The organism is Pseudomonas gingeri (genome assembly GCF_013386165.1).
In the GTDB taxonomy this organism is placed as follows: domain Bacteria; phylum Pseudomonadota; class Gammaproteobacteria; order Pseudomonadales; family Pseudomonadaceae; genus Aquipseudomonas; species Aquipseudomonas gingeri_C.
This window is the reverse complement of sequence record NZ_JACAOS010000003.1, coordinates 638,684-648,918: the sequence shown is the minus strand read 5'-3', so window position 1 is coordinate 648,918 and position 10,235 is coordinate 638,684. Positions and strand designations below refer to the sequence as shown.

Genomic DNA, 10,235 nt, shown 5'->3' with positions numbered 1-10,235 from the left:
AAGCCTCTTGCCTCAAGTCGTACATATGTATGGCACAACTCAGCGCCGGGGCGTCGTGGACAGACAGGCGCTGCGGGATCGCGTCGTTCAAGGTGTGAACGATCAAGGCACACTTAGCAGCCTCAAACAGTGCCGCATCCAACTGGACGATGCACACCAACCTCGTGAATGGCCGCGATCAGCCACGATGACGCAGGGCTTCCCGTAGGCGATGACGCAGCGGCCGACTTCGGCGGGCACCTGATAGTGCTGCCGGACATATGCGTAGTTGTGGCTCATGGTGTTCTCCAATGAGGGTGCCTCCCTCCGTTACCAGATGCAACAAACGGATAGTGGCAATTTGAGCTTTCGTGGGGTATCTACAGGGGGCCGGCATGGAGCCGGATCAAGGAGATCCAATGACGTTTAGCTACGCCTCAGAGAAATTCAGCACTGCACGCTCACTATTGATGCTCCCTCATCCGCAGGGAGAAGACCGATCTATAGCTGAAGCATTTTTTGAGTGCAGCCTTGGTCTTACTGATATCGATAGAGATCAGCTTGATGACGACTCACGAGCCTGGGTAGAAGAACTGGACGGCTTGATGTCTACCGAAGGGGTTTTGGACCCTAAGCAAGAGGGGGCATACCTTGTCAAGGCTCGAGAGTTTACGCTTGACGATAGATATCGTGTTTCACATCTGGTAGACACACTGCACTACTGGTTTAACCAGAAAAGACCGTAAACGAACGGATAACAGTGCGTCAGGCGGCTGGCGCAGAATCGCGAAATACATCCATCTGCGCCGCTTCATCTAGCCAGGCCGCGTCGATCCGTCGCCGAGCCATATCCGCGTAATTCGGATTCGGCTCGCAGATGATCGACCGGCGCCTCTCCTGCATTGACACCAGCGACGTGGTACTGGCCCCGCCGAACGGGTCGAGCAGCATGCCGCCCCGCAGTGCACCGGCCAGGATGCACGATTGGATCAGGTCAGGCGGGAATGTGGCGAAATGTGCACCTTTGAAACCCTGGGTTGGTACGGACCATACATACCCTTCGCTTGTTCCACGTCAGTGTGTAACCGATATCTTCCCGGTCTGTCCGGTGCTGGGCTTTCTGCCCAGGTGTTCGACGACTGTGGTGCTGAATTTGAGGAAGTCGCCGGCACTGGCCAGGTACTTTCCGAGCCAGCCGCTGAACGGATAAGCGCCGGACTCTTGATGAAAGAAACCCCACCCCTTGCCGGCGGTCTCATTCTAGCTCCCGTTGAACTGCTGCATCAGATCGTCGCGTGCCTGGCTCTCTACCTGCTCGGCTTTGCAGAGGAACAGAATGGCCGGGGTGCCGTCGGGCTTTTTATCGGTTTTGTGGATTGCGCTGTGGCGAATGGGCATTCGCGATATCGTCCTCGGGATTGGATGCAATAGGTGTTCAGAGTGGGTTTGAGCGGTGAGCTAAGCTAGCTGGCTCAACTTCACGGAAGGGGTTTGCTATGGTTACCCGTAATATCGACAACGACGCAAAAATTGCTGCAGTGATCGGCTGGAGCCAGCAGGACGTAAGCCGGTTCATTGTGAATGTTGAACCAAAGGCTGATGGCTCTGGCTACATTCTGCGGCCTCATCAAGACATGCCGGGCGGTCCACCGCTCAAGCCGTTGAAGCTTGGCAATGAATGGTTGATATACACGGGGCCAATTGATTTTGATGAGGGGTGATGCATATCCGCCTGGCAGCGTGTATCAACATCCGCGAGTGGCAGAACAATCCGTAGTCGAAGCAGTACATCTCGTACCTCAAGGGGCAGCGAGTATTTCCGCGACTTCATCGGCTGCCAGGAAGGGAGCGATGGCCCTGGCGAAACCCGAAACATACTCAGGGCATTCACTGACCTCGTGGAAAGCGGGGACCTGGGCGAAGAGTCGGCCCGAGAGAAGACCCACACCCTGGTCGACTACCCCATGGCCCAGGCCAAGCTTGGTGAGCCGATGAAGCTGGACGACCTGTCGGTGCTGCTGGACGATGACCGGCCGAAAGCGTTCGCCGACTTCATCCGCGACAAAGACTACGGCCTGTCGCCGACCACTCCTGCGGACAAGAAAACGATCAACCACTTCCGGCGACTCACCGGCCGGGTCGATGGGTTGTCGATCAGCTTCGAGGAGCACCTGCTGGGCAAGAAGATCGAATTCGACGCCGGCGAGGAAACACTCACCCTTCGTAGCTTGCCCACGCTACTGACCGACCAGCTCAAGCGCGCGTCGGAGTAACCCGCCCACTTGCCGCACCGGGCCGCCGGGCAGCGCCTGCATTGGAGAACACCATGAGCAAAAAGCCGAACGTCGAGACCGCGCAGCGCAAGGTGCTGGCCTACTCCGCGGAAACCGACGACCCCGAAGAATCCAACACCCAATTCGCCACGTCAAACGCCGCGGTCCGGCGCCAGGGTGCGGATTAAATCAGCACCGACTTCAGCGCAGTGCCCTGTCGACGAACTCAGTGGGCCGACCAGTACGTACATCAGCGCTTTATCCCGGCCAAAGCATACGTCGACGCTGGCTGGTGGTTCGACTGCAACCACTGCGGAACCAGGTGCGACAGGGATGCTAGAACCTGGGACGAAGAGACCGACACCGACATCCCACTGGACCTAGTGTTCGATGGCCGTGTCGTCTACTGCTCTGCGGACCGCAAGACCGGATATGAGGCCGAGGCCACGGCACGCAATGCCAAGTTCGAAGCGTTCAAGGAGAAGGTGGTCGCGGCTCGGCCTGGCGTCACATTCACCGAGTTCACCGGCGGTTACCCATGGTGCGCCAACAGCAGGAAATTCACCTTCCCGGGCACTCAGTTCGGAAGATCGGTGCGCGACACCGAGGATAGCCTGGAGCTGAGCTGGTACGTGGCCCAGGGCGATAAAGCGACTTGGGACTACTTCATCGCCGAACAATCGGCAGCTTGCCCGTCCTCATCTAACGAACCGGTGGATAGTTTCTCTCAACAGATTTAAGTGCCAACAATAGATGACGCCCTAGATACACGCGCTTCTCGCCGTAGTAAACAGCTATGTCATCTGCAAAATCGCATCCAAGCTTTACGCCGTTCAGACTGAACGCCTCGGGAGACAGGCCCGAGATAACGTTAAAAGTAAACTTTCCTAGTCCTTCGAACAGGTGCTCGCCGCTGCCGATGTGGCAGGCGGCATTTCTGCACTCCCTGACCAGATCGGTCACATCTTTGATCTTGTCAGTAAGTTCAACATGATCTGCGAAGACCACTCGCATTTCATCTTTGTTGGACTTCCCTAGGAGGTCATTCAAGTTTATCAGCAGCATTACGACGGCAGGCTCGAAGAGTGGGTTCGAAATTCCAGTCGATGAAAACACCCCGGAGCTGAACAGTTCTTGACACTTTCGGATAGATGTCTGGATGTCGCCACTCCGAAGACACGCTGCAAAGCTTTGTTCTTCTGTCATCAGACGCTCCTTACCGGGCCTCATGCCGGGCCATCAACCAATAGCCCACAAACCCATATCACACCACCCTGGCAAGGCCAGAGGCTGCACGGAGATAAACCATGTCTCAGCAGCACCAGATATTGGTCGGCTACTGCATCGACATGATTCGGACCTTGCCAAATGTGCGACCAGCTCCTATCCCAGCCGCAATCTCAGCTCCATCAAATAATCACCGGCAGCTCCTCGTCGCTCAAGACCGCCAGGCGCATCCGCTCTCATCAGTGATGCAAGCGCTTCTTCAATTGCGATGTCGGATAGCGTTGTTCCGGATCGCTTCAGCACTGCAAGCAGCAGGTGCTCAATAGCATCAATCTGTGCCTGGTTCGACATTCGTACCGCCCCTCCGTCCGGCCCTATGCCAGGCCGAACACAAATACCCCACTTCAACCAATCACGCCAGCCTGGCGAGGTCATAGACTGCACGGAGATAACCCATGAGCATATTTGCAGTGTTCGGCATGATGGCCGACGTAGCACTGGCCGAGGCCAGGAAAACCACCCCAACAACGAAGCCGAACCCAACCCATGGCCGCCCCCCTCTGGACATGAGCCTCAGTGAGTGGAGCCAGGTTGTCGACGAGCAGGCGGCAAAGATCATGCGCAACGAGAAGGTTCGCCAGCTCAGCCAGCCCTTCGACGCGCCGCAGTACGCCGAGCAGTTCATTGAGTTGGCGCGTAAAAGCTGAGGTGCAGAGACATGCACATCAGGGCCAAGGCGGTGCTGGTCGATGCCAAGGGCTAGCCAATCATCAACCCGAAGACGAAAGCGCCGAAGGTCGGGTTCAGCGAGTGGCCGCCAAAGCTGCAGGCTCGGCAAGACCTGGCGGCCCGACTCGCCCTCACCTATTGCGCTGAAGGTCATTTAATTGGTGTAGCACCCCAGTCATAGCGCGAATAGAGATGGGTGCGGCAATCAGGCGTCTTTTTCTTTTTCTCTTTAACCATCAAACGGAACCTAGATCCCGCCGGGTTTGAGCTCCTGAAACTTTTATCGCATTCGATCACCATGTCTGGCGGGTACTTTTGCCCGGGCAGAGGCCTAACCCTGATGCTTCCCCGTCGCTGATCAAAGAACAATTCAGCGTCAACCCATTCGTAATCTGCCAACTACTTCTCCTTGATCCGGCTCCATGCCGGGCCATCAACCAATAGCCCACAACAACCAATCACGCCACCCTGGCGAGGCTGGGCGCGACACGATGCACATGAGCCGAATTCGGCTGGTCGAGTTGGCGGCCTGAGCCCTCACCTATTGCGCTGAGCGCTGAGCGCCCCTCGCCGCATACTGAGACGATGAGCATAGTTTAAATATCTGCAGCCCTGATTACGCCGATCTTACCACTATATTCATCCGCAAAAGAAGATATGTCCTCCAAAGCCTTTTCGGCGGCATCGCTAAGTCCGCACAAAGATTTATAGTTTTCATCTGAAAGATGCCCTTCCATGGAAATGGACTCTAGAACTTTGAGCATTCTGTTTGCGTACAAGCCTATGCTCTGCACTTCCCTGACGACCAAAGCTGCAGGGAGTTAATAAATAGGCAGCCTTGCAATCCATAGCACTGCCGCCTCAAGAGCGTCCCTATGTCGGGGCGCATTTCCTTCCACAAGGATATCGGGCATCTTTCTGGCCGCATTAATCACGCGCTTGGCGACAATTTCAGCAACTTCAACTGTGGCTCTAAGCGATGCAATTCGTTGAAGTCTGGATTCTTCAGCCTGGTGGTTGACCTGATCTTGAAATAGCTTTCGAGACTGTCGCCCTTGCCACCACGCAACGCCAATAGCAACTACCAAAGCAACATGCGATCCAATCGCTTGAACCCATGACGCTAATCCTGGGTGACTCTCGACCCAGTACGAAACTATCTCCCAACTCATTCAATCTCCCGTCTCCGGCTCCATGCCGGGCCTTAAGCAATAGCCTACTTCAACCAATCACGCCACTCCGGCGAGCTACTTGCCTTTGAGTTTGGCAAGGACAACAGCGTGATTACCCCCAGACTTCATTGCTGCCCATAACAGTAAAAGTTGCTGTTGATTTGAAAGTATCCACTCCTTGATCTCGCGATCGTACTTAGCTGGCAACCTGCCAACCAAACGATCTCCAGTATCGACCGAAAAACTAGCCGTATGCCGCTGGGCTCCGTAATCGATGTGCACGTGGGCGCGAGCATGATGGTCAGCCTCCATCCTAATCCCTAGGTCCAGAAGCTTTTTCAGTAAGAGCTCCATGAAGCCTGAACGACTGGAGCCTCTTTTAAGCATGTCGACCATAGCCAGACTGTCTTGCAGCTTTTTTCCCTGATCTTCCATGAACACCCTCGATGAACGATGACACCAGTTGCTTTGCTGGAGATCTTACATCTGGAGAGCAAAGCCAATCCATCACCCGGGCATGCCGGGCAAGGACTCCCCGTGACCCGAATTTATCTCAGCGGCCCCATGACTGGCCTGCCCGGCCTGAACTTCCCTGCCTTCGCCGCAATGACAGCCAGCCTGCGCGCCAGCGGACACACCGTCACCAACCCCGCCGAGCTGAACCCGAACGGCGGAACCTGGAACGACTGCATGCGCCGCGACATCTGCGCCCTGATGGACTGCGACACCGTGACCACTCTGCCCGGTTGGGAGCACTCGAAAGGCGCCAGGCTGGCAGTGCTGATCGCCGAACGGCTCGGCATGACGGTTGTGAGCGCCCAGGATCTTTTGATGAAGGAGGCTGTATGAGCAACATCCCTAAAGGCTGGAAGTTGGTGCCGGTTGAGCCGACAAAAGAAATGATCGATGCCAATTTGAACGCCCCACTGAATCCCCGGCGTGAATGGCTCGCAATGCCCAACGCCTCCCCCGAAGCCCCAACGCCTGCCAATACGCGGCCAGTGGTGTTGCCAGCTCGAATGGAGCACGCCCTTCAATGCCACCCGATGATCCATGAAAGCTTTAGAGGCGGATGGAATTCCTGCCTTGATGCCATGAACAAGCTCGGACCGCTCTACACCCATTCTGACAAGGGAGACATTGAACGCATGGAGGATGAGCTCGCACTACTGAGCCTGGAAGCCGGGCAGAAAATGGAAGATCTGGAGCGTGAGCGAGACACCCTGCGCGCCCAGTTGGCCGAGCTTTCAAAATTGGCAGACGGGTACGCGGGGCAAGCCAGAGGCCCACACCCTGGCTGGGTTTACGCTGGGTCTGTTGCGAAAAGCATCAGGGTCTCTATATCCACCGGCGCAAAGTCAGCCGAATCCCGATAGGAGTACATTTGTACTCCGCCCGCAAAACCTGTAATCCCTCCCTCTTCAAAGTCAGCAGCTATAGCGGCAAGGAACCCCTATGCTCGATGCAACCATCCACAACTCACTGAGCACACTCACTGCCAGTCAACTGGCCATCCGACGTGCACGGGCAGTGGGTTCCGACACTGAACGCTCTGAAGATCCGTCGTCGGCCGCCATACAACTGTCGTCACACCTATGCGACAATAGACATCATGTCTGGCATGAACCCCGCATTCATCTCCCAGCAGCTCGGCCATAGCGTGCAGATGCTGCTCTCGACTTATGCGCGTTGGATCAACTCAAGCTCAGATTGGGGTGAAATGGAAAAGCTCCAAATTGGTCCAAAATTGGTCCCAGCCCAAATAAGCGCACCGTAAGCTATTGATAGGTAAAGTAATTGATCTCCACCGCAAACATCACCATGCAGTTCGGCGCCAAGCCGCTCTTTGAGAACGTCTCGGTCAAATTCGGCGCCGGTAACCGCTACGGCCTGATCGGCGCCAACGGCTGCGGCAAGTCGACCTTCATGAAAATCCTCGGCGGCGACCTCGACCCGTCCGGCGGCCAGGTCATGCTGGAGCCGAACGTACGCCTGGGTAAACTGCGCCAGGACCAGTTCGCCTACGAAGAATTCACCGTACTCGACACCGTGATCATGGGTCACGAAGAGCTTTGGAAGGTCAAGGCCGAGCGCGACCGCATCTACTCGCTGCCGGAAATGACCGAAGAAGACGGCATGACCGTGGCCGAGCTGGAAACCGACTTCGCCGAGATGGACGGCTACACCGCCGAATCCCGCGCCGGTGAATTGCTGCTGGGCCTGGGTATCGGCATCGAGCAGCACAACGGCCCGATGAGCGAAGTCTCCCCAGGCTGGAAACTGCGGGTGTTGCTGGCCCAGGCGTTGTTCTCCGATCCGGAAGTGTTGCTGCTCGACGAGCCAACCAACCACCTGGACATCAACACCATCCGCTGGCTGGAAAACATCCTGACCCAGCGCTCCAGCCTGATGATCATCATCTCCCACGACCGTCACTTCCTGAACAGCGTCTGCACCCACATGGCGGACCTGGACTACGGCGAGCTACGCCTGTTCCCGGGCAACTACGACGAATACATGACCGTGGCGACCCAGTCCCGCGAGCAGCTGCTGTCGGACAACGCCAAGAAGAAAGCACAGATCTCCGAGCTGCAATCCTTCGTCAGCCGCTTCTCGGCCAACGCCTCGAAAGCCAAGCAGGCCACTTCCCGCGCCAAGGCGATCGACAAGATCCAGCTGGCCGAAGTCAAGCCGTCGAGCCGCGTCAGCCCGTTCATTCGTTTTGAACAGACCAAGAAGCTGCACCGCCAGGCGGTCATCGTCGAGCGCATGGCCAAAGGTTTTGATGGCAAGACCCTGTTCAAGGACTTCAGCTTCCAGGTTGAAGCCGGCGAGCGCGTGGCGATCATCGGCCCGAACGGGATCGGCAAGACCACCCTGTTGCGCACCCTGGTCAACGAACTGACCCCGGACGCCGGTACCGTCAAGTGGACCGAAGCCGCGGAACTTGGCTACTACGCCCAGGATCACGCCTCGGACTTCGAAGACGAATCCAACCTGTTCGACTGGATGGGCCGCTGGACCAAGGAAGGCGAACAAGTGGTTCGCGGCACCCTGGGCCGCATGCTGTTCTCCAACGACGAGATCCTCAAGTCGGTCAAGGTGATTTCCGGTGGTGAGCAAGGCCGTATGCTGTTCGGCAAGCTGATCCTGCAAAAGCCGAACGTGCTGATCATGGACGAACCGACCAACCACTTGGACATGGAATCCATCGAATCCCTGAACCTGGCGTTGGAGAACTACCCGGGCACGCTGATCTTCGTCAGCCACGACCGCGAGTTCGTTTCGTCCCTGGCCACCCGCATCATCGAACTGAGCCCAAGCGGCGTGATCGACTTCAGCGGCACCTATGACGACTACCTGCGCAGCCAGGGCGTGGTGTTCTAAACACCGCGCAATTGGCTTGCCGGCGAGTGTGAATCATCTATCGCCACCGCCGGCAAGCCAGCTCCCACAAGGGCTTTGCGTACGACAATATCTTGCGCTGAGCACCGACCTGCAGGAGCCGGCTTGCTGGCGATGGCGGCGGTGAATCCCGCATCGCTGTCACTGACAAGCCAATATCCACGCCACGCTCAAGAAATTCGTTAGCCTGCTTTCTTTTATCCTCCCATCCCGCCATCATGCAGCTCTCTAACCGCCCGCCCGCGAACGAGCCTTCATGTCCGCCCAGCAACCCCCTAGACCGACCAGCAACCTGACGATCACCCTGCAGATCGTTTCCATCGTCTTCTACACTTTTATCGCCTTCCTCTGCATCGGCCTGCCGATTGCGGTGTTGCCCGGTTACGTGCACGGACAACTGGGTTTCAGCGCGGTGATCGCCGGCCTGACCATCGGCTCGCAATATCTGGCGACCCTGCTCAGCCGCCCCATGGCCGGACGCATGGCCGACGGCATCGGCACCAAGCGCTCGATCATCTATGGCCTGTCGGGCATCGTTCTAAGCGGCGCGCTGACTTGGCTGTCGACCCAGGTGCAATACCTGCCGTTGCTGAGCCTGGGGATTCTGATCGTCGCGCGCCTGCTGCTGGGGATCGCCCAGGGCCTGATCGGCGTCGGCACCATCAGTTGGGGGATCGGCCAGGTCGGCGCCGAGCAGACCGCCCGGGTCATCTCCTGGAACGGCATCGCCTCCTACGGCGCCATCGCCATCGGCGCGCCACTGGGGGTGCTGATGGTCGAGGACTACGGCTTTGCCAGCCTCGGCATCGCCTTGTCGACCCTGGCCCTCGGCGCCCTGCTGCTGATACGCAACAAACCCTCGGTGCCGGTGATTCGCGGCGAGCGCCTGCCGTTCTGGGCGGTGTTCGGGCGGATCGCACCCTATGGCGCCAGCCTGACCCTGGCGTCCATCGGCTACGGCACCCTGACCACCTTTGTCACCCTGTTCTATCTGAGCCGCGGCTGGACCGGCGCCGCCTATTGCCTGACGGTGTTCGGCACCTGCTTCATCCTCGCTCGACTGTTTTTTATCGGCAGCATCAACCGCTTCGGCGGCTTCAGGGCGGCCATCGTCTGCATGAGTATCGAAACCCTCGGGCTGGTGCTGCTCTGGCTGGCACCTTCCACCGGCGTCGCCCTGGCCGGCGCGGGCCTGGCGGGGTTCGGCCTGTCGCTGGTGTATCCGGCGCTGGGGGTAGAGGCGATCAAACAGGTGCCGAGCACTAGTCGTGGTGCGGGCCTGAGCGCCTATGCGGTATTTTTCGACCTGGCCCTGGCTATCGCCGGTCCGGTGATGGGCGCGATCGCCTCGAACCTGGGCTATTCGTGGATTTTCTTCACCGCAGCCTTACTCTCAATCAGCGGCCTGTCGGTCACGGTGCTGCTGGCACGTCGCGCAGCAGCCCAATGA

16 protein-coding genes and 5 pseudogenes are annotated in these 10,235 nt (G+C 57.8%); 11 read left to right on the top strand and 10 right to left on the bottom strand.

Annotation, left to right across the window (positions count from 1 at the left end):
• Nucleotides 1–79: 79 nt before the first annotated feature.
• Nucleotides 80–169 (bottom strand): annotated as a pseudogene (locus HX866_RS34685) (terminase large subunit); the annotation flags it as partial.
• A gap of 229 nt (nt 170–398) precedes the next feature.
• On the opposite strand from HX866_RS34685, the gene HX866_RS07445 reads away from it, so the two are divergent.
• Nucleotides 399–725 carry a hypothetical protein gene (locus HX866_RS07445; protein ID WP_177138766.1) on the top strand — a complete coding sequence of 109 codons (327 nt, stop codon included), beginning with the start codon at nt 399–401 and terminating at the stop codon, nt 723–725.
• Nucleotides 726–744: 19 nt separating this feature from the next.
• Here the strand turns inward: HX866_RS07445 and HX866_RS07440 are convergent.
• The 3 genes and pseudogenes from HX866_RS07440 to HX866_RS07435 form a co-directional block, all read right to left on the bottom strand.
• Nucleotides 745–1,108, bottom strand: a pseudogene (locus HX866_RS07440) (DNA methyltransferase); the annotation flags it as partial.
• Nucleotides 1,054–1,176, bottom strand: a pseudogene (locus tag HX866_RS34680) (hypothetical protein); the annotation flags it as partial. The pseudogenes HX866_RS07440 and HX866_RS34680, both read right to left, overlap by 55 nt.
• 63 nt (nt 1,177–1,239) lie before the next feature.
• The gene (locus HX866_RS07435) at nt 1,240–1,377 is read right to left on the bottom strand and encodes a hypothetical protein (protein ID WP_177138764.1); all 138 of its coding nucleotides are present in this window, start codon (nt 1,375–1,377) and stop codon (nt 1,240–1,242) included.
• A 98-nt stretch (nt 1,378–1,475) separates the two neighbouring features.
• Between HX866_RS07435 and HX866_RS07430 the strand changes: the two genes are divergently transcribed.
• The 4 genes and pseudogenes from HX866_RS07430 (at nt 1,476) to HX866_RS34245 (ending at nt 2,992) form a co-directional block, all read left to right on the top strand.
• On the top strand, nt 1,476–1,700 hold the full coding sequence (locus HX866_RS07430; RefSeq protein ID WP_177138762.1) for a hypothetical protein: 225 nt from the start codon (nt 1,476–1,478) through the stop codon (nt 1,698–1,700).
• A gap of 5 nt (nt 1,701–1,705) precedes the next feature.
• Nucleotides 1,706–2,252, top strand: a pseudogene (locus HX866_RS07425) (nucleoid-associated protein); the annotation flags it as partial.
• A gap of 53 nt (nt 2,253–2,305) precedes the next feature.
• Complete coding sequence (locus tag HX866_RS34250) at nt 2,306–2,440, top strand: hypothetical protein (RefSeq protein WP_256344843.1); 135 nt, start codon at nt 2,306–2,308, stop codon at nt 2,438–2,440.
• Between the two features lie 195 nt (nt 2,441–2,635).
• Complete coding sequence (locus HX866_RS34245) at nt 2,636–2,992, top strand: hypothetical protein (protein ID WP_256344842.1); 357 nt, start codon at nt 2,636–2,638, stop codon at nt 2,990–2,992.
• Here the strand turns inward: HX866_RS34245 and HX866_RS07415 are convergent.
• Both HX866_RS07415 and HX866_RS07410 read right to left on the bottom strand, forming a co-directional pair.
• A complete protein-coding gene (locus HX866_RS07415; protein WP_256344841.1) occupies nt 2,955–3,458 on the bottom strand; it encodes a hypothetical protein in 504 nt (167 codons plus the stop codon). The genes HX866_RS34245 and HX866_RS07415 overlap by 38 nt on opposite strands.
• A gap of 177 nt (nt 3,459–3,635) precedes the next feature.
• Entirely contained in the window at nt 3,636–3,830 is a 195-nt protein-coding gene (locus HX866_RS07410; protein ID WP_177138758.1) for a hypothetical protein, read from the bottom strand.
• A gap of 104 nt (nt 3,831–3,934) precedes the next feature.
• On the opposite strand from HX866_RS07410, the gene HX866_RS07405 reads away from it, so the two are divergent.
• Complete coding sequence (locus HX866_RS07405; RefSeq protein ID WP_177138756.1) at nt 3,935–4,186, top strand: hypothetical protein; 252 nt, start codon at nt 3,935–3,937, stop codon at nt 4,184–4,186.
• Between the two features lie 172 nt (nt 4,187–4,358).
• Here the strand turns inward: HX866_RS07405 and HX866_RS07400 are convergent, their stop codons facing one another.
• The 4 genes from HX866_RS07400 to HX866_RS07385 form a co-directional block, all read right to left on the bottom strand.
• Entirely contained in the window at nt 4,359–4,607 is a 249-nt protein-coding gene (locus tag HX866_RS07400) for a hypothetical protein (protein ID WP_177138747.1), read from the bottom strand.
• Between the two features lie 197 nt (nt 4,608–4,804).
• Nucleotides 4,805–4,945: a hypothetical protein gene (locus HX866_RS07395; protein ID WP_177138746.1), complete on the bottom strand. Its 141-nt coding sequence runs from the start codon at nt 4,943–4,945 to the stop codon at nt 4,805–4,807.
• A gap of 84 nt (nt 4,946–5,029) precedes the next feature.
• Nucleotides 5,030–5,380: a hypothetical protein gene (locus HX866_RS07390; RefSeq protein ID WP_177138744.1), complete on the bottom strand. Its 351-nt coding sequence runs from the start codon at nt 5,378–5,380 to the stop codon at nt 5,030–5,032.
• Between the two features lie 75 nt (nt 5,381–5,455).
• Complete coding sequence (locus HX866_RS07385; protein WP_177138742.1) at nt 5,456–5,815, bottom strand: DUF4160 domain-containing protein; 360 nt, start codon at nt 5,813–5,815, stop codon at nt 5,456–5,458.
• 102 nt (nt 5,816–5,917) lie between these two features.
• Between HX866_RS07385 and HX866_RS07380 the strand changes: the two genes are divergently transcribed.
• The 5 genes and pseudogenes from HX866_RS07380 (at nt 5,918) to HX866_RS07365 (ending at nt 10,235) form a co-directional block, all read left to right on the top strand.
• Nucleotides 5,918–6,229 (top strand): DUF4406 domain-containing protein, encoded by a 312-nt coding sequence (locus tag HX866_RS07380; RefSeq protein WP_177138740.1) that lies wholly within the window; start codon nt 5,918–5,920, stop codon nt 6,227–6,229.
• A complete protein-coding gene (locus HX866_RS07375; protein WP_177138739.1) occupies nt 6,226–6,756 on the top strand; it encodes a hypothetical protein in 531 nt (176 codons plus the stop codon). The genes HX866_RS07380 and HX866_RS07375 overlap by 4 nt, the downstream gene beginning before the upstream one ends.
• Nucleotides 6,757–6,881: 125 nt before the next feature.
• Nucleotides 6,882–7,157: pseudogene (locus HX866_RS34240) on the top strand (site-specific integrase); the annotation flags it as partial.
• 20 nt (nt 7,158–7,177) lie between these two features.
• Nucleotides 7,178–8,767 (top strand): ABC-F family ATPase, encoded by a 1,590-nt coding sequence (locus HX866_RS07370; protein WP_152739692.1) that lies wholly within the window; start codon nt 7,178–7,180, stop codon nt 8,765–8,767.
• A gap of 274 nt (nt 8,768–9,041) precedes the next feature.
• Nucleotides 9,042–10,235, top strand: a complete 1,194-nt coding sequence (locus HX866_RS07365) for an MFS transporter (protein ID WP_177138738.1) — start codon at nt 9,042–9,044, stop codon at nt 10,233–10,235.